The sequence below is a fragment of the Sulfuracidifex metallicus DSM 6482 = JCM 9184 genome (genome assembly GCA_032834875.1).
GTDB lineage: Archaea > Thermoproteota > Thermoprotei_A > Sulfolobales > Sulfolobaceae > Sulfuracidifex > Sulfuracidifex metallicus.
Genome location: CP135238.1, coordinates 1316554 through 1339013, shown reverse-complemented (window position 1 = coordinate 1339013; position 22460 = coordinate 1316554). Strand labels below are relative to the sequence as shown.

Annotated in this window: 22 protein-coding genes and 1 pseudogene; 11 read left to right on the top strand and 12 right to left on the bottom strand. The window is 37.5% G+C overall.

Translation table 11 applies throughout. The features are described 5' to 3' along the window. The first annotated feature begins 126 nt into the window (after positions 1-126). Together RQ359_RS07390 and RQ359_RS07385 are read left to right on the top strand one after the other, a co-directional pair. A complete protein-coding gene (locus RQ359_RS07390; RefSeq protein ID WP_054839236.1) occupies positions 127-681 on the top strand; it encodes a hypothetical protein in 555 nt (184 codons plus the stop codon). Between the two features lie 47 nt (positions 682-728). Further along, entirely contained in the window at positions 729-1496 is a 768-nt protein-coding gene (locus RQ359_RS07385; protein ID WP_156017069.1) for a winged helix-turn-helix transcriptional regulator, read from the top strand. Positions 1497-2067: 571 nt separating this feature from the next. Here RQ359_RS07385 and speD read toward each other — a convergent pair. Beyond that, a complete protein-coding gene (speD, locus tag RQ359_RS07380) occupies positions 2068-2442 on the bottom strand; it encodes an adenosylmethionine decarboxylase (protein WP_054839240.1) in 375 nt (124 codons plus the stop codon). Positions 2443-2888: 446 nt separating this feature from the next. Continuing rightward, positions 2889-3269 carry a putative metallopeptidase gene (locus tag RQ359_RS07375; protein ID WP_054839235.1) on the bottom strand — a complete coding sequence of 127 codons (381 nt, stop codon included), beginning with the start codon at positions 3267-3269 and terminating at the stop codon, positions 2889-2891. 538 nt (positions 3270-3807) lie between these two features. Between RQ359_RS07375 and RQ359_RS07370 the strand changes: the two are divergent. Next, positions 3808-4068, top strand: a pseudogene (locus RQ359_RS07370) (hypothetical protein). Here the strand turns inward: RQ359_RS07370 and RQ359_RS07365 are convergent. The 4 genes from RQ359_RS07365 to RQ359_RS07350 all read right to left on the bottom strand — a co-directional run bounded on the left by RQ359_RS07365 (position 4010) and on the right by RQ359_RS07350 (position 5627). Further along, complete coding sequence (locus RQ359_RS07365) at positions 4010-4165, bottom strand: hypothetical protein (protein ID WP_156017071.1); 156 nt, start codon at positions 4163-4165, stop codon at positions 4010-4012. The pseudogene RQ359_RS07370 and the gene RQ359_RS07365 overlap by 59 nt on opposite strands. A gap of 11 nt (positions 4166-4176) precedes the next feature. Further along, positions 4177-4353, bottom strand: coding sequence for a hypothetical protein (locus RQ359_RS07360; protein ID WP_156017072.1), 177 nt, complete (start codon positions 4351-4353; stop codon positions 4177-4179). 28 nt (positions 4354-4381) lie between these two features. Beyond that, the gene (locus tag RQ359_RS07355) at positions 4382-4606 is read right to left on the bottom strand and encodes an AbrB/MazE/SpoVT family DNA-binding domain-containing protein (RefSeq protein WP_054839279.1); all 225 of its coding nucleotides are present in this window, start codon (positions 4604-4606) and stop codon (positions 4382-4384) included. A 622-nt stretch (positions 4607-5228) separates the two neighbouring features. Continuing rightward, entirely contained in the window at positions 5229-5627 is a 399-nt protein-coding gene (locus tag RQ359_RS07350; protein WP_156017073.1) for a hypothetical protein, read from the bottom strand. Positions 5628-6577: 950 nt separating this feature from the next. Between RQ359_RS07350 and RQ359_RS07345 the strand changes: the two genes are divergently transcribed. After that, a complete protein-coding gene (locus RQ359_RS07345; RefSeq protein ID WP_054839276.1) occupies positions 6578-7045 on the top strand; it encodes a hypothetical protein in 468 nt (155 codons plus the stop codon). Between the two features lie 1168 nt (positions 7046-8213). On the opposite strand, the gene RQ359_RS07340 is transcribed toward RQ359_RS07345, so the two are convergent. Together RQ359_RS07340 and RQ359_RS07335 are read right to left on the bottom strand one after the other, a co-directional pair. Then, entirely contained in the window at positions 8214-8372 is a 159-nt protein-coding gene (locus RQ359_RS07340; RefSeq protein WP_156017075.1) for a hypothetical protein, read from the bottom strand. Further along, positions 8369-9385, bottom strand: coding sequence for an AAA family ATPase (locus RQ359_RS07335; RefSeq protein WP_156017077.1), 1017 nt, complete (start codon positions 9383-9385; stop codon positions 8369-8371). Before RQ359_RS07335 ends, RQ359_RS07340 begins: the two co-directional genes overlap by 4 nt. Before the next feature lie 307 nt (positions 9386-9692). On the opposite strand from RQ359_RS07335, the gene RQ359_RS07330 reads away from it, so the two are divergent. The 4 genes from RQ359_RS07330 to RQ359_RS07315 all read left to right on the top strand — a co-directional run bounded on the left by RQ359_RS07330 (position 9693) and on the right by RQ359_RS07315 (position 12905). Then, positions 9693-9995 (top strand): hypothetical protein, encoded by a 303-nt coding sequence (locus tag RQ359_RS07330; RefSeq protein WP_156017979.1) that lies wholly within the window; start codon positions 9693-9695, stop codon positions 9993-9995. A 39-nt stretch (positions 9996-10034) separates the two neighbouring features. Further along, on the top strand, positions 10035-11087 hold the full coding sequence (locus RQ359_RS07325; protein WP_156017079.1) for a thermopsin family protease: 1053 nt from the start codon (positions 10035-10037) through the stop codon (positions 11085-11087). Positions 11088-11385: 298 nt separating this feature from the next. After that, a complete protein-coding gene (locus tag RQ359_RS07320) occupies positions 11386-12339 on the top strand; it encodes a potassium channel family protein (protein WP_420856782.1) in 954 nt (317 codons plus the stop codon). A 290-nt stretch (positions 12340-12629) separates the two neighbouring features. Further along, a complete protein-coding gene (locus tag RQ359_RS07315; RefSeq protein WP_054839105.1) occupies positions 12630-12905 on the top strand; it encodes a hypothetical protein in 276 nt (91 codons plus the stop codon). Between the two features lie 526 nt (positions 12906-13431). On the opposite strand, the gene RQ359_RS07310 is transcribed toward RQ359_RS07315, so the two are convergent. From RQ359_RS07310 to RQ359_RS07295, 4 genes are all read right to left on the bottom strand, one after another. Beyond that, entirely contained in the window at positions 13432-14172 is a 741-nt protein-coding gene (locus tag RQ359_RS07310; protein ID WP_156017081.1) for a hypothetical protein, read from the bottom strand. A gap of 205 nt (positions 14173-14377) precedes the next feature. Then, positions 14378-15892: a hypothetical protein gene (locus tag RQ359_RS07305; protein WP_156017083.1), complete on the bottom strand. Its 1515-nt coding sequence runs from the start codon at positions 15890-15892 to the stop codon at positions 14378-14380. Between the two features lie 11 nt (positions 15893-15903). Next, positions 15904-18372, bottom strand: coding sequence for a hypothetical protein (locus RQ359_RS07300; RefSeq protein WP_156017085.1), 2469 nt, complete (start codon positions 18370-18372; stop codon positions 15904-15906). A 7-nt stretch (positions 18373-18379) separates the two neighbouring features. After that, positions 18380-18946: a hypothetical protein gene (locus RQ359_RS07295; protein WP_156017086.1), complete on the bottom strand. Its 567-nt coding sequence runs from the start codon at positions 18944-18946 to the stop codon at positions 18380-18382. Positions 18947-19211: 265 nt separating this feature from the next. Here RQ359_RS07295 and RQ359_RS07290 point away from each other — a divergent pair, with 265 nt between their 5' ends. The 3 genes from RQ359_RS07290 to RQ359_RS07280 are packed head-to-tail and all read left to right on the top strand — an operon-like array spanning position 19212 to position 22377. After that, complete coding sequence (locus RQ359_RS07290; protein WP_156017090.1) at positions 19212-21488, top strand: hypothetical protein; 2277 nt, start codon at positions 19212-19214, stop codon at positions 21486-21488. Further along, complete coding sequence (locus RQ359_RS07285) at positions 21485-21883, top strand: hypothetical protein (protein ID WP_054839253.1); 399 nt, start codon at positions 21485-21487, stop codon at positions 21881-21883. Before RQ359_RS07290 ends, RQ359_RS07285 begins: the two co-directional genes overlap by 4 nt. Next, complete coding sequence (locus RQ359_RS07280) at positions 21883-22377, top strand: hypothetical protein (protein ID WP_054839254.1); 495 nt, start codon at positions 21883-21885, stop codon at positions 22375-22377. Before RQ359_RS07285 ends, RQ359_RS07280 begins: the two co-directional genes overlap by 1 nt. The last annotated feature ends 83 nt before the right edge of the window (positions 22378-22460 follow it).

Here is a 22460-nt window from a genome sequence, read left to right as displayed (position 1 = left end):
TCTAAAAGTTCAAAATCGCAGTATTCAAAGCCACAAGGCTTTTAAATCATTTTGTTATCTACTTCTTTTCAGAAAGGCTTTGTATAATTAAACAAATCTTTTTATAGTAGTTTTTAGTAATAATACATGTTGGAGTCAAGCCTGAAGAGGAGGATAGGTGATTACATCAGGTATTCCGACGTGAACTACGAGATAATGAGGGCTGACCACGAGTCTGTACTCAAATTACCAAGTAACGATAAGTTGGGTCAAGTCTTTCACTCTTTCGTACAAAGCACTCTCACGGGTAAGAGGTTTTCCCTTTCTACTTGGGTAAAACCTTTAGAGGGCAAAATGGTAAAGGCAGTTGAGATTTTGAAGGAGGAGTTAAGGGACTCACAAGTGGAGGTATGTAATACGCTGACCGAGATTATCCACGGCGTTAGGGTAACCGGTCAAGCGGACCTATGTAGCGACGATTACGTGATTGAACTAAAGAGCAAGGAGGAAATGAAGAAGGAGGACTTAATGCAAGCCTTAATTTATACTTTCCTTTACAGGAAGGACGTGATCCTTCTAATGTTCAACATTTACACTGCAGATTACTGTCTAGTTAAGGTGTTTCACGACGACGGAAACAGCGCCCTTCTGATGGACGCAATTAAACAAATGGAAAGTGATCGAAATTGTGGAAGAATGTAAGTCGAAAGAGTATAAAAGGATATTAATTGGGTCTACAAATTGATAATATGGACGAGATAGACAAACAGATAATCAAGATAATGTTAAAGGATGCTAGGACTCCACAGAGGAGACTAGCCCAAAAATTAAACATATCCCCACCAGCAGTGAGCTACAGGGTGAACAAGTTAATTGGCGACGTTATAAAGAGGTTAGTCCTTTACGTGAACCCCAACTTCTACGGAAAGTACCACGGATACGCTTCTTTCAGTAATCTAAAGGACTATGAAGGAGAATACATAGCTAAGATAAGGTGTATAGAAAGCGAGAACATTTACGAGATTGAGGGAAAGAACAGGGAAGACGTTAAACTGAAGATCGACTCCATGGCACAGGAATTGGGCGAGCCTCACATGGTTTACATACCTGCACAGACACCTTATAATCCCTCGAGGTTTGACTTGAAGCTAGTTAGTATACTCAAGGAGAGACCCTTGGTTAAGCCTGTTGAAGTAGCTGAAGAATTGGGCGTGTCCTCAAAGACTGTTAGGAGACATATGAGATATATGTTCGGGAAGAACTTCTTTAGACTTATACCAATTGTAGACCTTGAGAAAGCAGGCATTTTGATGTATGCCGTATTCACTAAAAGGGTAGAGATAGCTGAGAAGTTCTTTTACAATACCATGATAAGGGAGATCTCGGACGACAACGCGGGAATTTTTGTGAACGTAGCTGACAACGTAGATGAAATAAACAACACGACTATGAAGTTCAGGAAGGAATTCGACCCAGAAGCAAGCATAATGATAACGTCGAAATATGAGTTCACGTAAGACTACAAAAACAAAAAAATATCACGTGTTTTGTAACATATAGCCTTACCTCATCTATTTCGTAATTGTTCAACGTATATCATTGTTTATCTTTTTAAAGCGCCTTTGTAGTTGTTTTGCATGTCTGTCTAGTCTCTAGTTGTGCATTTATATTGTTCCTTCTGATTTAGGTCTTTCTAAACATCTTTACTCTGAATTTTGAAATAAAGGGAAAACATTTGATAATGATCCGCCTAGAACACGAACCATGTATTTTCTTTCTATAATTTTCTCTTCTACACATAATGCGAAGAGGTAGTTACAGTCTCTATAACGTAAAAAGTTAAGGTAAAAATAACAAGATTCCTTAACGTAAGGGATTCGGCGAAAAAGAAGAACTAAATGTCATGTATCGTTAGGAAAAAAGATACATACATACATACATATACACACACGGTTTTATACCAAATCATAGTTCATTTCTTTTTATTACACTCTTTCCTTATTTTTTCTAAAAAAGAATTTATTTCAATCCAATCTTTTGCCTCAGGTAGTACATTTACATAAAAAATAACCTTGACGGTGAAGCATTTTAGTTAGAGCTCCTATCGGCGAAGAACTTCTGGAAACGTTTGGGCTTTAGGACGCCCACCAAGTAGTCGAAGGCGGCCTGCGGGTCACTGTTCTCACCACAGGTGTAAACGTCCAAGGTGGCGTAATTGTATTCATTCCACGTGTGGAGGGCTATGTGGCTTTCCTCTATGAGAGCTATTACAGATACTCCTCCCTTATTACCATCAAACTTCCACGCCTTCTCCTCCACCAGGTGCATGTTAGCCACCTTAACCGCCTCTTTAACGGCTTCCTCCAGCTTGTCCTTGTCGGTTAGTAAGCTTTCGTCTATCTCGTACAAGTTACCAAAAACATGCTTCCCAATTATTCTTTCATTTAAGAGCTCTACTTGCATCTCTCTAAAGATATCCACATGATACGCGAAAAATAAAGGTATTCATCCTTAAACATAGTGATATCTTTCTTAGCTAAATTTCATACCATAGAAATTTTTCTAAAAATGAAGTCAATAGATATAAAGAGTACATTGCATCATCCTTCTTGTAAAGGCTATTTTGAAAAAATAAGGCAGTGTAATCTAGAAAGTAGTGAAGGAAATCACGGGTCTATCATTAGAAATTTTTAGCTATCCGAAATAGATGATGGAACATTCTAGATCTTTTAGTCTCAATATATATATATATTTATTCTATTTATATTTAGATAATGTCTTTATCGTATCATCTTTACACGGAATTATACAAAACGTCTAGTAAAATAAACAGCTAAACTAAGTTTTAATTACATATTTTATTTTCAACTATAATTTAAGCCACAGCTAAGTACATGAGATTCTACAGTTCAGGATAAATCTTTAATTTCCTTGAGTTGTCTAAACAACTTGTTAACTTCTCTTTGGTTAACTTTCTTTCCGTGTGGTCTAAGTCCTCCGCTGAACTTTCCTGGAATGTGAAGTAATTCGTGTATCATTACCTTGTCTTTATCGTCATCGCCAAGCACGTAATATCTCTCCCAAATTAACTCTATGGTATAAAGTGTACCTAAATCGAAAGCGTACGAAACAGCCCTTGGGATAGGCCAGATTCTAGCAATAGCTCTGCTCTTTGAGCCAGTGGATCCTATGACTCTGACCTTGTTCAGATCTATATGTTCCATTTTTAATAGCCTAACGATTCTCCTCATTCTTTCCTCTTCTTCCTGGACCTTGAAATACCTAATCAATGAGTCTTCACTTATGTTGCTGTGTTAAAAAATAAAATACTTCGGATCACTCTGATCTCATTATAATATATTCTGAGGGTGTATGAACGATCACGCAGGAGCTCTAGATTCGCAGGGACATGAAAATCCTCTTGAGTCATTCCGTAGGAGGTTCAGGAGATACCTCACCCTCTTCCTTAGGTGAGAGCAATGAGACCTCGAGCTAGGACCTTTAACCTCCCATGGAGAGTTTCCCGTGCTTCATCAAACTTAATCTATGCTACCCTTTGGTACAGAACATTTTTTCCGCCTATGTTGAATGGGGAAACTGCTGTTATAATAAAGAGAAACATCAGCTGACCAGTATCTAAACTTGCAAAAAAAGAAAACACGAGAAGGATCAAACAAAGCTGCACGGATCTACTCTATCTACTTTATCGAAATCTTTGTCTGCAGATATTACAGAGAAGGGGGTTAAGGGGGCGGAAAGCCTCACCAGCGGGGATGGATAGCCCCCTTATAAAAGGTTTAAATATTTCTTTTTTTCAAAAATCTTTTAGTGACGCTAACGATGCTCCTCCCCAGCTCGATTGAGGGCTTAATGGGACTTTGGGAGGAGCAACCATAATCTTCCTTTTCCTTCAAGGGACTAGAGCTCAGCAATGAAAGTCCCCTACCCACTCTGTCCAAATGGGAGTGGTTCTCTGAGCCACTCGACTGCCCACCAAATGAGAGATGTAATCCCGAATCGATGGTGGGAACTATGAACCCTCTGGAGGGGAACCCTCGCCCTTCCAAGGCGGGGAGGAAGTCAGTCTAGCTCTAACCTTTTTAGCTACGTACGCGTGTAGTGCGTCGTAAGGTGATAAGGTAGTTGATAAACTTTCTACCACTTCCTCCTTTTTTGGCTCTACCACCGAATTGGGAGCTACAGGGTAGCATTTAGTTCTTCCTCCATGTGCTCAGGACTCTTGAGGAATTTAGCTAACGAGTTAGCCACTTCTAGGAGGACTACCGTATCTATGTACAAATCTACCTCTCCCTCGAAAACCTTTCTGATAACCCTCTTACAACACTCTCCATTTTTTATCTCCAATTTTAGCATAAAAAATACATTGCTGTCTATGAAATACCTATTTTTCTGTAATTTCGTCTACCTTTTCTGGATCTATCTCTAGTTCTACCTGCTCTCCTATCAGAACTGATAGTGGGTCCTTGATTTTCTTAATTTTTCTCTTTATCAAAATTTCATCGTCGCTGATCGCTCGTACCTCAACTTCTTCGCCTGGCTTCAACCCAAGTTTCCTTCTGACTTCTTCTGGAATGGTTACTTGGAACTTCTCTGTTACCTTAACTATGAGAGAGTGTATACGTATATACGTTGTATATAAACTTGAAATGACGAGAGTATGTCCTCGATATAGAGAAGAATCATGGACAGAATTGTCATGGAATTTCTACATAATTAGAAAGTTACGTAAACTATTATAGGGTAGGAAAAAGTAGGGATATAGATTTATGAAGAAATTATAATAGAAATTGTTTAAAGAAGCTCTGAGAATAAAAACACTTCTAGTGATAATGTAGAATAACATTTAGTGTTAATGATTTACTTTGTATTACTCTACCTTTCGAGTGGGCTCACGACGTTATTTCGTACAACTTATTCTTCTGACTTGACTATTCCATGAACATAAAGGAAACCTTTGTCGACATGGTGATGAACGAAGGTTTCCTATACGTTATACTTAGAAATGAAATTAGGAGGTAACTCCTTATCTATTTACTTTGAAACTGTCGAAGTCAATGACGTTATCTCTAAGTACAGAGTCAGGAGGGAAGATACTCTTGCCAACTTCTTTACTTGTTCAAGAAATCTTTTTTTAAAAGAGATGGAAATTTGTTTATCTGATAAATAAAGTAAGTGAATGAAGCCCTACAGGAATTGTTAAGAACTCGAGGTGTTTTCTATTTCACTCTTTATCCGTAGTAAGCATAAGCATTCAACGAGTTGCCATCGCTTAGACCTAGAATGACATTGTAGTGTTCTCCTTCCTCGGGCGTGAAACCCGAAGGTAGAGTTACGCTCAAGTTATTTACCCCTTCGTTTATCTCAACGTTAGTGCTCTCAATGTAACCGTTCACTGAGATGGAGTCTACTGTTACCTTCCCCGTGGAGCTTACTTCTCCTGTTAAATAGTAGACTCCTCCTTTATATACTATGAGAAGTTGCCCGTTCTGTTTCACGGTAGGACTTGGGCCGTATGTAAGGTTTCCAAACGTAAATCCAACTACAACAAGAGAAATTACGATTGATGCAGTTATAAGTACAAACGACGTTAACGCTCCAGATATCGCTTTTCTCTTCCCAGAGGCCATATGCAAATCTCAGTTATTGTCTATATAAATCTTTCTTTCTACTACATAGTTAGAAGGCTTTTTCAGTATTTATATAAAAATTTATAAATAATTATATTGGAATTATTCATGGGTGTGGCTTGCAAAGCTTTACTAATTTATTTACATTAATATGATAAATATTACTTTTAAGTAGCTTATAAAAGGGATAGTGTATTATTTCTTCGTGAGAATTAACAACTGAAATAGTCATTTGTAAAGTTCTAAAGTGGCTAGATCTTGCATGGCCACAATCATTTCCGTTAATAATATTATATATATAATTAATTAATATTTCCATGAAGTTATGAGTTTAGACTGCGTATGAACACTAACTGGCCTAGAATAAGGTTCACAAGAATTCGAATATACTTTATGGATACTATATTATTTTAATTAGAAAAATACAAAAAAGAGTCAGGGCGAGTTGATAATTATGTTAAGCAAAGACAACTATTCCAGGGCAAAATGGTTATCGAGATCACTGATGTTATACAAACTTACTATAAAGTAACGGCTACCTATGTTAAAATGATTTTTTCACCGTTCCTTTTGTACATCTTAGAGTTTATACGTCATCTTCTCGGTGAAAGGTAGGGAGATAAGACGTTCAATGATTGGTAAAATCGAATTATGAGAAGTTAAGTTAGATTATCCTTAATTTTTAAGGATAATAAGGCAATCTTTTCTCATGAATTATAGTAGACCTACCTGTATCTTATTAATGATAAATTATTTAGTTTCAATAGGCTAGTAACATAAACGAGAAGCCTTAATATGATAAAAGTGCTTCATCTTCTCAGCCAAGTAGAAAATTGATATTTGTATTTATATATAACAATACTATTATTTTTTCTTGATTATCTTATTTGTTTGAAATAAATTAAAGTATATCACACGCCTAACTAGTGAGAAAAGCTTAAATAGAACAAATGGCACAAGGAAATTTAGAGAACATGAAAAGTCTCATAAAACAAAACAGGAAAAATAAGAGTGGTTTATCAGGAGCAGTAACAGCTTTAATTTTGGTAATTGCCTCAGTGCTTATAGCGCTGATAGTTGTTGCGTTTGCGTTTGGATTCTTAGGATTTACGAATACTGCGACAGTTACTCAGGTAGGTCCTGCATACATAGAGCCTGTTAGCAGTGGTACTGGTTCTAGCAGTAGTACTAGTTATGAGCTAGTGGTTACTCTTTCAGCTTCTGCACCTGTGACTATAACGGAGATAAGTGGCACAGGTATATCTGGGAATTATGGTGTAACCACTGCTTTAAGTGCAGGTACAAATCCTGTGACTATATACTTACCATCAACTTTTAATGCTGCAAATAGCGCATACACTTTTACTCTCACGTTAAGCAACGGGAATACGGCTGTAGTTAATGCAGTATTACAATAAATTAAGCTAAGCATAATAAATAAGTTATATTAATTTATAGCTAAGAAGGAATTTTTTTAATATCTTTTTACTTTATTTTGAGGTGTTTGATGTTGTCTAAATCAGTATTTTTAGCTATATTTCTAGTATGTATTGTTTTAATTTCCGATTTACAGGTAATAATATCAGAGACTCCCCTGCAGCAAGGTGACTTCCTTATCTATAAGAAATACTCTTACATTTACGTTTCTGCTAATATAACAAAAGAATCTGATCTCGAAATTTATTTTATAAATGATTCCTTCCCTAACGAAACTCTCTTAGTGACGTTTATAGATATTAATAATCAAAATAATATCGGCTCGATTCATTCCGACTTACAAAACTCTACTCTTCCTCTAGGTATACCTTATATCTCTCCCTTTTTGTTAGGTAAGAACATTTCTTATGCCGATGGTTCATCCTTAATTTTCGTTAAAGAAGTAGATAACCTATATATGTACTGCTCTTTTTCATCTGTTCAATTATTTGCGGTTAAAGGGGTATACTATTTCATGTCAAATGGAGTAGCAAAGAACATTAGTTTTTATCAAAAAGATAATAATACTTGTATATCAAAAACTTTTATTATACTGTTAGAATCTAATATAATTAATCGAAGCTTAACATTGCCCCATTACCATTTCACTATAGGTCATACAGTAAGTATAGGCTTGAATACTAGCTTGAATACTACTCTCACAATCTATGATCGGATAGAAGAGTCAATTATAGGAGTTGGAATCATATCGTTGATAATTGTGTTTATTTTTAGGAAAAAATAAGACTAAAAATGTATTAATTTTATTATATATCGGATATAATCCTATTAACTAATCTATTTTCAGATATGTAAAACTAGCCTTCTACCAGATTATGAAATCCTTAACCTAATTTATAATGCCCATTAGCAGGATATTTATATCAACTACCTTGCTCCTGTATACAAGACTTCTTGTTTCATTCTCCTTCCTCGGCTTTTCTATGAGTTGAAGGCTAAAGCCAGAACATTTAGGTGGAAATCCACGTCAAGGGAGTTATAGATCTTTACATGGAGTAGAGATATACTACATAGAGACTCGCTTTAACAAATACATCTAGATGATACTTGCTCTTCAGTAACTCTCATCTATGTGGAGTCTCTGCAAACTTATCTTGAAATGAGGTGTAGTCTACCTAGGATGTGGTCTTCCGCCCTATTAACTCCCATTAAATAGCTCGTATTCTCTACGTTATCATCATTAGTCATTAATTGCTCCTGTTTCTCTCGATTTGCTGCATATATTTTTATGTTTTTTGTATTTCTCATAGCATTTTTGAAGCTTCACCGTATATAGGGTCCAAGAAGGAGTAGTCACTCATAAGGCTCATTTTCTCCAAGTTTCTCAGCGCTCTGTCAAGCACACTCGTGGACACGGTGGACTTCTCCATTTCTTCCACGCACTCCTTTACACTTTTCCAACCCTTCCTTCCTTTCCCTATACATTTCAATACCTCCTTTTCCCTCTTTGTAAGCCCCTTCATCTCGTTTAGAGCTAACCTCAAAGCCAGATCCTTTACCTCGTCTATTGATTTTCCTTGGACATATCTTAACCCGGCGAATATTAGCCAGCCTGGTATACCATCAAAGGCTTCCACCAATTCCTCCACTCCTTCCTCCTTAGCACCCACCTCACTGAAGCCCTTCCTTAACATCTCCCCGCTCTTCTCCCTTGTGAACCTGGAAAGTTCAATCTCCACGTAATGTCTCCCAAAGAGAGGCGATCCCTCATCGTCTACCCCTAGGAAGTCCCTGAGCAGCCCTACCTCGGATCCAGTGAGCAGGAACGTGATGTTCCTGTCGTAGTCGTAAGCGTGGGCTATAGCATCCTTTACCTCTGAGGAGAGCGGACCTCTCAGCTTCTGAGCCTCGTCAATAGCTACGACTACCTTCCTCTCGTTCAAGTGGTCGAAGAGGTCAGCTAGACTAACGTATCTTTCCCCTCCCCACTTCAACTCCACGTAGTTGCCTACCACACTTATTCCTCTCACTTTAGCTAAGACATCCCTCAATTTCTCTGCTTTAGAGAGAGCGTCAGACAGGATGGAATACAAATCCTTTCTGCCGTAGTTTTCCTTCAGCTTCCTGCAGTCCATCACCACTGAGACGCCTCCCCACTCGTTCAAAGTAACTTGTAACACTGAGGTTTTTCCAATTCTTCTTATTCCAGTGAGTAAGATCAAGGGTTTACCTTCCCTGATTGTGTTGAGCAGTAACTCAAGTTCTTTCTCTCTATCAAATAAGTCCTCCCTTCTATTCTTTGGTCTCTCATCAAGGATCAACTTCTCCCCCAGAAGTATACTTCTCCCCCAGAAGTTAAAAGGATTTCATGACGTGATAAGCGTTCACTGGTAATTGTTATCCAGAAATGTTTTAACTTTTTGAGTTAAGGAGGCGAAACTCCCCTTCCGTGAAGGAGGAAATGGATAGGTAACCCTCAGTAAGTAGTTAGAACTTCCCATGGATTTCCTATCTTCGCTATTACAGAGAAGGGGGGTTAAGGGGGCGGAAAGCCTCACCAGATGGATAGCCCCCTTATAAAAGGTTTAAATATTTCTTTTTTTCAAAAATCTTTTAGTGACGCTAACGATGCTCCTCCCCAGCTCGATTGAGGGCTTAATGGGACTGTGGGAGGAGCAACCATCATCTTCCTTTTCCTTCAAGGGACTAGAGCTCAGCAATGAAAGTCCCCTACCCACTCTGTCCAAATGGGAGTGGTTCTCTGAGCCACTCGACTGCCCACCAAATGAGAGATGTAATCCCGAATCGATGGTGGGAACTATGAACCCTCTGGAGGGGAACCCTCGCCCTTCCAAGGCGGGGAGGAAGTCAGTTATGCTTTATCTACCACAAGTATTTTACGCCTCCAATTGCCTAGTTCTAGAGTTGTGAAAAATTCTTTATATGTCAGGTTGAGAAAAAGAGTAAGAAATGAACAAGAAGGCAATTCCGCTGCTTATCGCAGTCCTTCTGATATCGACGCAAATAGTTTCCGCCACTGTTAACCCTTACATAGACACTCAGGAATACCCGTTTCACAGTTACGCAGTGGGAATAGCCTCTTATGGCGTATATCAAAAGGGAGATAAACTAATCCCTTATTACATTACTACCAGTTCAGTTCTAGGTTACGTTTCTCTCCATCAAGTGCAAGCTAACTCTCCTTTCTCGGTGCAGATGAACGTTATGTTGATAGTTAACGATCAGACGTTCTGGCTTCAGAACGTTGTTGTAATAGATCCGGTTGGGCATTACTTTTACTTATCATCCAGCGTCCTTAACTTGACTTGTACAAATAGTCCTCTCACCAATATTCAAGGTGAAGGTAGTTTCGTAAAGGGAAACGACGGTCAATGTTACTACGTTAATTACGTAGGAGATTATAGGTATTCCTTACCGCTATCATTTTACCTCGTAATAAACGTTACTCACACCTCGAATCACGTGAGGATACTTTTCGGATTCAAGGGCATAAATGGTACTTGTATTCAAGGGAAGACGATTTTCTTTCAGGACGACGTCATCTACATACCACATGTGTATAGAGCTTCCCTTTACGTGTCTGGCTACAATTATCTAAGCGACAGCTCCCCCTACCAAGGTTTCTCCTTTTATGACGCCGAGCTTGTCTTCGGAGGAGAAGGTAACGGAAAGGTGATCAACTTCGATAAGTTACAAGCTTACTTGTCCCTTTATTACGATCGCGGTGGCTACGTACCTTTTCCCTCATATTTTGACTTTGGGTCAGACACTGCTGAGGGGACTACCAACTTGGTAACGCATAAGGTAGGAGACCTATTTCTGGTCACCACAGGAAGGCAGGCTTACTACTACTTGGGAGAAGTCCATGACGCCCCCATTCATTTAACCGGGTCGGAGATTGTGATAAGTGAACGTTCTCCGCTGGAGATGGTGTTTCTGTCCTTGGTCCTCTTCCTCATTGTGGTAGGAGCATTCTTCAGGAAGATAATTTCCATGCTTTAACGTGGTTTAAGGTGGCGAAAGTTCCCTTAACCCACGAAAAGATAGAAGAAGCACTTACTTATATCCCACGAGAATTCCGCTTTTTCCCTCATTTTTTCTAACTTTTTTTTAAAAAAACCTTTTCTTTTATCCTCCTTACTCAAAGATTTTCTTCACTAAACTTCATGTTAATGCATATTTTTTCTATAATGAAAACCTATAGATTCCTTTAAATTTGAGAGAGGTAAATATCTTTCGAGTGTTTTTGAATTGGATCACCTTGTGGAACAAGGTGTTAGTTCCCGCCTTGGAGTCATTAATGGCCCCATATTCGATTTTCAGGAAGGTATTCCCTCAGGTTGTTCTCCTTGGTGTAGCAGTTTACGTGAACGCGTTCGTTTTCATGACATTTCAACACCTAGACCTTCTTTCAGCAATTTATGCTGGAGTGAACGTAGTTACAACTGTTGGTCTTTACGCTCCGCCACTATCTCAAATGCCCTCTACGGAGAAAGTAATTCTCATCCTTACTATCATATTTGCGGTTGGTTTATACACAAGCATAATTCAATCTTTAGTATCAACAGTGGTGAGGAGGGACTCTTGGGCAGACGCAAGGGCTAGGTGGAGGGGATCTCACATGAGGCAGCATACTGTAGTTATAGGTGAGGGGGAGGCAGTTAAGGGCGCAGTCAGGAGGCTGGAGAGGTACGGTGTAGATTACGTCGTACTTACCCGTGAGAAGGGAGATCTACACGGAGATAAGGTCATAGTAGGTGATCCCAAGGACGAGAAGAACCTGATATCTGCGGGAATAATGGAGGCTAAGAATGCCATAATAAGCATGGAGAATGACATGGATTCTCTTCTCGTTACATTGAAGGTTCAGAAGCTCAATCCTCCACTCCAGGTTACTTGCATAGTGAGGAACAGTTCAATGATTGACGAGTTTAAGACAGCTGGAGCGGACATGGTAATACCAGCTGAAGACATTTTAGGAAGGATAACGGCTTCAGCTGCTCTTTCTAATAACGTTTCAGGACTAATTTTCTCAGGTAGAGTAAGGGATGATATAATGATAGGCTTCTTCTCAGTGAACAAGGAAACCAAGGTAGGTGATCTACCGCAGGGTATAGTTCCGCTCGCAATAGTTAGGGATGGAGGATCTTTAGACCCTTACTTTGCAAAGGATACCGTAGTAAAGCCTGGGGAGAACTTGGTTGTTATAGGTAATCCGTCCCTTTTCAAGAAGGTCAAAGATTTACTAGGTTAAATGAGGAAGGATTTACGCTTAATATATGCAGTGGAAAGAATCATGGGACTATAAAGATGAAAAACGGGTCATAAGGCTCTCACTAGGCTTCAATTGAACAGAGGTCAGTTCTAGATTGCCCGTCCTTTTTTACATGTATTCCAAGATAACCATGAAGGAAGAGTTTTTTCCTAACATCTCCTTCCTCATGTAAAAAAGCTTGCAACTGAAAACCTTCCTAAGGGAAGAGGAAGCCAAGTTTATATGAACGAGAAACCGTTTTTACTGTGTTATTTTAATTACCTCTACCGATGGCGTCTATCTCTGCTAGGAGTGCACATAAATACGTTATGAGCCAATTGGAGAGGATGGAGAGTGGATATGAAATAGAATTACTTAGCTTCAAGAAGGATAGGTCGGTTGTCGTAATGAAGGTAGAAGATGGTAAATTCAGAATAAGGGAAGAAGGTTACCTAAACGGTGAAAAAGATCTTGACAAAGAGACTCTCTCAAAGGAGCTAAAGAAGGCACTTGAAAGGGAATTTCCTCGGAGTAACACTCTTTTCGTTTCATTGAGGAAATCATGAACAAGGATTTTTCCCAGGCAAAGGAAGAAAAAAGTGACGTCGTCTTATATACAATATATACACATACATACTCATATTATAAAAAATGAAATGGTATAGAACATACATTCATAATCAGTTTCTACGTGAAATTGATCTGACTTCCTCGCTGCCATTAAGGCGAAGCCTTCAATCTTTTGTAAAGAGTAAAGGAAAATAATTATGTAAACGCAAGAAACAGAGAGCGCACATTCAATTTAGTATTATCTACTTTATCCTTCATGTGACACCCATTTTAGGACCGTTACTAGATTTTCTGCTTAATCTACTTGTTAAAGATAATATTAACTTTTAACTCTCTTCTAGCGCTGAGATATCATTTTGATAAATCCTAGAAAATCATAATCTTAAATCTTTTATTATTATAATATATATAGACTTTTTAATTAAAAATCATGAATTTTAGAGAGTAGAAAAAGTAAATAAAAAAGAAGGGCATGAGCGACGTACGCATCAAAGATGGCGTTTAGTAGTTTCAACTCTCTCACTAATAATAAACTACTGCATACCTATTACGTAAGGCTTGCCTGGACCCCGATCTGGTCATAAATAGGGAGATCAACCCAAGGATTATAGATATCGGAAAGAACAACGGTATGAGAACCCCTCCTACAGCCATTATTATCCCGCCGTTGGATAACCCGTTTATCCTGAAGGAAGACCCAATGTCGTGAATTCCTATGCCAACCAGGAGGATTGAAATTCCCATAAATATCTCTATTACTATTTCAACTCCTCCTATCAAAGCCTCGCTCTGATAAAGGGAAATCAAATCAGCAGGCGAAGGGAGTGCGAACACTTGAAGTACAGGATAAGCTACAAGAGGAAGCACAAAGACAACTAGAGACGAAGCAAGAGTCATGTAAGCTCCAATAGTTGCCTTGTAAACTCCCCTAACTCCAGAGAAGTTAACTAGGGCTCTCTTCAGTTCAATCAAAGAGAAAATCGAGAGGGCAGCTGAAGCCAAAGCACCTATACCAGTTACTGCGTTAAAAACGGATAAACCGGAGATAGAAACCAAGAGGAAAGGTACCAAAACCAGGAGGGCTAAGATCATGCCAATGATTGCTAGACTCGAAAACCTCAAGAGCTGTTTAAACCCCTTAACTTCCTTCTCACCGAAGGAGAAGGTTGTGAAGCTTCTCACGAAATAGAGCGGCGCATTACAGAACTTGCAGTTGGTGTTATAGTCTTCGTTGATTCCGCCGCATACCGGACACCTTTTCATGGTAAGGAATTAGAAAGGAAGGGAAAAAAGTGTTTTGCATTTATAGTTTTTCAAGCATATAAGACGTTTTTAGTGGTGTGTTTTAATAAAGAAGTTAAAAATATAAAAAAATTATTTTATTTTTATATTAGTAAAAAGATAATTATTGTTATATTTATAGCAGGAAATTTAAACCTTTAGCAAATTCTATACATAGATTCTAGCATTATCTAGGTCTCCCCCTTATTATGAAAAATGACATCATTGAGAGCACAATTGCCGCAGCAACAATCAGGACTAATCCAACGTTCAGCGGATTAGACAGAGGAGAAGTTGAAATTGTTTGAGACGAAGTTTCAATAGCATGAGAGATCACGGGTTTAGCGTAAAAGTTAAGTGTCGTATTGTCAATTAGCGGAACCTCTACCATCTTTGGAGCGAAAGAGTAGTTCTTTCCGGTTAGCGAGACTATGTAAGTTCCTGCAGGTAATATTGTAGTAAGATTTCTCTTAAAGGTCTCAGTTGATCCGTTAACATTTAACTGTACGTAATCATTGTCACCATAAACGTTAATCTTAAGGTAGAAAAATGGTTTGGTGTAGTTTACATTTATAGAGTAATTGTGATTTAGAAAAACTAATATAGACGAGACATTGGGTTTCTCTATATAAGAAGGTAGAAAAGTTATGTTATAATAACCTTGTGCTAGACAGAAGTCCATTTGGTTCTGTGAACTTTCATATTTTGTTCCATTAAGGAGTACGCTAAACCCCTGGTTTTTCTGTAGAAAATCTGAAGCCTCTATTTTTAAATTGTATAAAGGCGGAAGATTTAGGTTATACCTAATTACACCTTCAGATGTGGCAGCGTAAATTGAGCCGTTGTAAGTTATCATGGAGTAAACTGGAACGTATGATGAATAGAATACCTGCGAGTTGCGTAGATCTATTGCGTTTAGACCCTCGTCTGATGCAACGTAAAGTACTCCATTTAAACATTGAATAAAATCTGGTTCTACGGTTGTACTTATGAAAGATATATTGTAATTAGCAATTTCAGGGAAGAGATTATCATTTATCAAGTTCAATTTCAAGACGCTCAAATTATGGAACACGAATATACCCTGAGGAGAGTAAGATCCAGATATGAAGTAACTCTTAGTGAAACCCATTCCAGAAAGAGCGTCTTGGCAGTTAACAGTGGTGTGATTAGTCCCGTTATAGAAGAGTAATGTGTAACCTGTGACTGAGTCTACTATTGCTGCAGTGTTTGTGAAGGTCATATAGCCAAAGCTTTCATAAACGAAATACTTGTGAAGTATCGAGGTTCCGTTTAACTCGTATACGTAACAATTTTCAGTAGTAACATATGTAAGGTTATTATAACTATCGTAGAATATCATGAAAGTTTTATTTATATTTACGTAGTTTATTGAACCATTATAATATAGAAGTGAACCATTATTTCCTATTTTTATATATAGATCATAATTATTTGAAACAATATAAACTGGATCGTCAACATTTATAAGCGGTTTTAGGCTTCCCTCTCCGTTATATATGTAGATGTAATTTGATTCTGGATAAGATACAACAAGTTGACCGTGATATATCGCTATGGAACTAGGATATCCAGGGGGAGTTGAAGAATATGTTATCAAATTTGGAGTAATAGATAATATAATGAAAATTAATGCAACTACAGTATAAGAAAAAAAGAATAACTTACTTATATGTTTCAATTAGGTTTCACCTAATAGGTTGGAAAAGGCTGGAAGTTATTTATGGAGATGTATTGGAATCCACTCTGTCCTGGGGGTGTCCACATTAATCCAAAGTAAATTGCCGTAATTCCGGAGTTAGTATGTCCTGGACCAGGTCCTGGGGCTGTAGTAGAACTTGAAGCATCTGCCAAGTTAAATGTGAACACAGTGGTAATATTTATATCTTTAACTAGATGATATTCAAATATAGGATAATTTACATCATTAGGTATATTGCTATAAAGTATATTAAGATGGTTATTAACGTAGCTACCCTGAAATACTTTTTGACCGTTCATGTATACAGTGACATATTCATTCGCATATCTTAAGATTTGCCCAACGTTATCTGTGAAATTGACAGAGAAAACATACGTTCCTGGATTCTTTGGTATGAGCATACCTTGTGACTCAAAGGTTATGTTTATGTTCTTGCCTGCTAGCACGCTTGGGTTAAACACAAGTGGTGCTGGTCCAGACCATATAACTATGTCGTTAAATGGAGCGAATGCTGTAGGTATCGCTGCTCCCTGTCCCCAGTAGCCGTTTAGATCGTTAGGATTAGCTAAATTAACTACTTCCACAGCGTCACGACATAGGGTACCGGGATTGCCGGGAACATTAAGGTTAACACACTGTGCCGTGTTTTCAGACCATAGTACAACAATATCTTTAGGAGATGGTAAAGTACCGCTTTGTATACTTTGAACTTGTGTTTGAACTAAAGTAATATTGTATAAGAAGCCAGGACCTAGTGCTCCATTGAAAGAATAAGAGTTTGCTCCTGCATCGTTTATGTCTCCTGACATTCCTGGTATTGTTTTTATCTCGTTGTTAGAAATATTATAGACCGAACCAACATCCATGAAAGGATAGCATAGTATGTCTTTTTCGTTTAAAGTAACGTGGCTAACTAATTGATTATTCAAGTATAGGCTCATTTGCGCATTATTCTGTGAACCCAAGAACTTTCCGATAGCTTCTGTAGAACTTGTTGGGTTTATTGGGTTTGGATCTACTATTGTTATCCATGTACCGTTATATAACTGCACACTAAGTGCGATGTAATAATTAGAAGAAGGTTGTGGATTCGTTGGTTGTGCTGGGTATTGTCCACTAGTCTGTATTTGTATTGAATTTCCTTCCAGTAAAATGATTTTTCCGTTATCACTTGTAGCAATCTGATCTCCTGTAGGTTCAGTTGAGCTATAGTATGCTAGATTTGCTTGTGGTGTAGTAGAACCTCCTGTTGTTTCAATAACTATTGGATTATTGGGGTTCTGTTTACCAGGTGGACCTTGAGTGCCTGAAACAACATTACCTTGTACGCAAGCAGAATCATAATATAAATGGAGGCCTTTAGGTATGTTAGCTTGGCTTACAAGAGTTCCGTTTAAGTATAAACTTATTTGACTATTAGTCTGTGAGGATCCGAAACTTCCAACTGCAAGAGTTAAACCTGATGACTGTTGGCCGTTCTCAGTTGCCACATCGCCTGAGAATCCATTTGGATCTACTATTGTTATCCATGTGCCATTGCTTAATTGTACAGTGAACGCAATGTAAAATTCATTATTCGGATTTTGTTGTGTTGATCCTCCACCAGGTCCTCCATTGTTGTTAATTTCTATTCCATTACCAACTATTATTCCAGCATCTCCGCTCCAAATTAAATACCCTCCCTGCGGTGCATATGTACTATAATACGGCGTATTAGCTTTAGCTACAGTTGGTCCTCCTTGACTAGTGCTTATATTTATGGGACTGTTAAGCCCTTGAGAAGCTATGAACCACTGTACCAATGTCTGATTCTGCAACATTGGATTTCTAGTTTCGGTAGAAATAGTTCCTATGTTATCATTATCGCTCTGATAACCAGTTAAGAACGAGGAAATTGGGAAGTAGCCTGAATTTATCACTTCGCCCTTCCCGATTACTGTGCCGATATTTATGCATGTAGTTAATCCTACAGTGTGTTCTATAGGAATATAGAATGCGTTACCCAAAGTTGTTAGAATTTCTATTTCTCCGCTGTAGTAAGGAGGTGTATAAAGGTATAATGTGGTGTTGGAATTTACACTGAAACTACCAGGGAAAGCCTTGACCCATTCATTTAGAGAAGTGTTGTAGTAAAATATCTCTAATATATCAAAAGGAATGGGTTGATGCATATAGGTGAACTGAATTATGTCTTTTCCGCTTGGACTTTGACAAACAACTATAGAGGGATCTCCTTGTCTAAATTCCTCGACTTGTAGTTGCTTCTCAGAAGAGATTATAGAGGATGAACTTCCGTCCTGAACTTCGTAGTCAGTTGTGGAGCTTTTTTGCAACATAAATGGTAGAACAACTGCTATTATAACAACTAAGATTAACAAAAAAGCGATTAAAACTGCTTGTGCTCTTCTAATTTTATTATTTACTTTATATTTTTTTAGATTAAAATATTTAATGTTCATGTATTAATCACCCTGTGGAATAAGTGTACGTTAACCTGAAATCATAGCCACCTGAATAGTATATAACCCATAAAATAAGGGCTTGATTACTCCCAATTTTTCCCTCAAGTTCAAAGGGTTCGTTCCCAGGAACTTCATAGCCCTTAATATTGTTCACTATTAAGTGACCATTTATGTCATAAACACTGGATATTGCTACTTCTTTAGCATTCTGACCTGCTCCTGTTGAGCTAGGATTAAGGGTGATTCTAAAAGTGGGGGAGGCCCCATCTTGAGGGCTTAGAATCTCTATAGCGGGTAGTTCAGAAGTGGGTACACAGAATGGAACCACAGTAAAGTTTCCTGAGTACCCTGGAGAATAAATGTAACCTAGGAAAGAACTTTGTCCAGTGTCAGACACACCAGGGGGACTTAGCGTAACGAAGACGTCATTAGACATGGATATTGCATACTGTTGGGCATTTGTGAAACTATAAGCTGGTATAAAGTAAGAAGACGCAAAGGAGAATATAACGAGTCCAAGTATAACAGCAACAATTACTAAAATAAATTCTGATACTCCTAAGTCAGCCATTTTACTCTAAGTATTAAAGTGATGGCTGTTCTATAAAAGTTTTTTGTGAATTTAGTAATTAATATTGATGTTTAGCAAGTTAGAAATCACTTTTAATATAATTAGATATAAAAAACCATTTATTATTATCATCATCATAATTCTTTTTATATATCTTAGTCAATATTGTCGTTGAAAAGAAAGATTATGTGCATAAATTTTTTAAGAATAATCTCTAGGGAAGTTTATATAGAAGTTATAGTAAATTTAATATAGTGCATAGGAGTTGAACGGTGTAATAACAACTTTCATTCTTTTAATAGTTACAGTATCAATAGGCGCCATAATATTTTCATTTGCTTCGTCGCAGGGTTCTTCCTTTTATGTAAATACTCAAGGCCTCCAAAATGCAGAGGAATATTCATCTCTGTTTCAAATATCGTCATCGGAGCCAGTAGTAAAGTTCATAACTTCTAGTTCGTCTACTTCTAATTTAAACGTCAGTCTAAATTACGTGATGACGCTTAATATACCTAACTACACTGGGAATTTAATATTATTACCATTTATTTCTTCTTATCAAAACGGAAGTCTAGGATTCTATGACCCAAGTCATGTAAAATATATTACTAATCCTGATTATGTTGGTTACTTCGCGGTATCTTTGGTACCTGGTTCGTCCAGTCAACCTTTACCCATAAATCCAGAAAGTTTCAATCATCTAGTTGTGTTGTCAAGCAATAGGAACTATCAAGTAAGTGGAGAAGTTTATGTTGTCCCTAATGGCGCAAGTATAAATATAACTACCGTAGCAAATTCCACTACCATTCCTGTAATATGGGTAATGGTAGACATAGGAGGGCAGTATTATAGAATATCTTATCCTGAACTGTATAATCCAGAATCGGGACTATTATTTTCAGGTACAGCATCAGGATCAAATTCTCCAACATCAGGTTCTTCACAATCTTCTTCAAATCCGCCAGTATACAGTACAGAAATATATACAGAAGAAGGAAAAGTCACTCTTCCAGTAAATTATATATCATATTGTGAGTATCTGAAGCAGCTAATACCAAACTATTCTCAGATTTATTATCTGAATGGAACTCAAAAAGCCACTTTTATTGGTAATACTATCTTAAATGCGTCATCATCAAACGTAGCCTTTGTGTCAGGTAGCAAATCTGCTACTAAAGTTACTTTTAACGGAAATGCTGAGGTGATAGCCAAATACATGGGTGTCTCAAAATCCATTACCTTAATATCAAATGTAAAGTTACCTCCTATAGTTTGTACTGGCCTTCCTCCTTATATTCCATTGTCTGTAATTGAAAGCCCAATACAAGATCTACTTAAGGGTCAAAGTTGGATAATAGACAATGACCCTAAAGTATATTTCAATTCGAATCAAAATAATAATGGAATAATTGCTCCTACTGTTTTCGAAGGTAGCGTAACCTTTAACGCAAATTCCAACGTAAATTTTAACGCACCAGTAGTTTTCGAAGGTAGCGTAACCTTTAACGCAAATTCCAACGTAAATTTTAACGCACCAGTAGTTTTCGAAGGTAGCGTAACCTTTGAAGGAAGTTCCAACATAGTTTCTAGTCAGGGTATGATTTTTAATGGTACACAATCGATTGTAACCTTTAATGGCAATACTCATAACACATTAGGCGGTCCAGTTATTTTTAACACATCCCAGTTAATATTCAATGGCGGTTCCAATGTTACAGTTCAAGGACCAGTAGGCGTAGCAAGTTCGTCTATAAAATTCTATGGAAATTCCAATCTAACGTCATACCAATACTCGATATTTTATAATGCGCCTATTTTCAATGGCAATGCCTATATTGGCACAATAAATAAAGTTCCTCCAGTCAATATAAATATTAAAGTTCCTCAGTCGCTCTTTTACACGGAAGATGGAAGCCTAGACTCAGTACAAGCTTGGTTCCAGCCCATACCTAATTATAACGGCATGACTGTTCTTAATTACACTTTGTCTAACTCTTCCTCGTTCTCATATCTTACGGTCGCTCTTTATCCAAGTGGACTTTCATCTTCACAATTGAATTTGCAAGTTAGCTTGACTAACGCCTCTGGCACTTACATACTTTCTACGTTTAATGGTATTCAAGCTTACTCATGGTATTTTGTTAACATTACCTTAGTCTATCCGGCAAAGGTGGAAATGCAGTTATATAATCAACAATCTGAAGTGATGTTAAATATCCAAAAATATACGGCTCTACCAACCAATTCCTTAGTATCGGCTTGTATAGGAAATGAGAGCTTTACTCAGCTATTTTTATTGAGCTCCGAACTTAGCAATAATCAAAACCCAACCTTTATACTAAACAACGGATATCTAACTGATAACAGTAAGCAGCTCTCTTCCGTAGATTGGGGAAATTCCATTGTACTCTATTATTATCTCGTTTCTAGCTATCAATTATCATCTTCAGCTACTCAGATACCTCCGTCCTTTGCAAATCCGTCATCTTACTATTCCTACTATTTAAAGGTATATCAGACGATGGTTGGGTATCAGACATGAAGGGTCTATCTGAGTTAATTGGAGTTCTAATAGTATTCATAATAGCTATAGTAGTTTTAATACCAGTTATATTGTATTCTACTTCTCTTTACTATTCTAGTTATACCTCACCAATAAACGCACAAGAACAAGTGAATGGTAAGTTCGTTAATATAACCTATATAGAGAAACAACAGGATGGCTATCTTTATGTTAAGGTACCAGCTGGTGTATCCTTTCCGTCAATCCTTCACTTCTATAATTATAGTAAAGGTCAGTGGGTGCAAATTTCAACTATTTCCACATCTTCTCCTTATAATTTAGGTAATTCTCCTAGAATTGAAGTAGAAATTGAATATTATGGACAGATTTATTATGTTTATGCTGAGTATAATACTTCTGCTTTGGTGGGATAATGAACTCTAAGGGATTATCAACAAGCATAGCTGCAATATTCCTAATTGTAATTATAGTGGCGATTTTGATTCCATTAGGGGTCTCTCTTTTTAATAATAGTTCATTGCAATCCACTACCGATTACATTGATCAAAATTACGCCTACTATAGGAATCTCGATAATCAATACTTAAGCCAAGGTATAGTTGACATAGAATATTGCGTATATCCACAATCTGGTCAAAATCAAAGGCAGTTGTCCTTTACTGAGAATGCTTCTATAGTTTCAGCTCCTCTAAATAGTTTGGAGATAACTGGGATCTATTGCTTGGATAACGGGCAATGGAATGAAGTGCAATTGCAAAATGGAATGAGTTATCCTGTTGAAGTTTCCCTTTCATACGTTCCTTATACATTAAATCTTCCCCCAACAACACAATCACCTGGAGATTTGCTTATAGTTCTGAACAATGGATTAATGGTGTTTCTAGCACCTAACTCTACAAATTACTAAGAAAATTTTCCAAAGGGAATAAAATTTAATAGTATATTTCTTTCTTTTACTTATAAAGATAAGAAATTGAAAAACTCTTATGT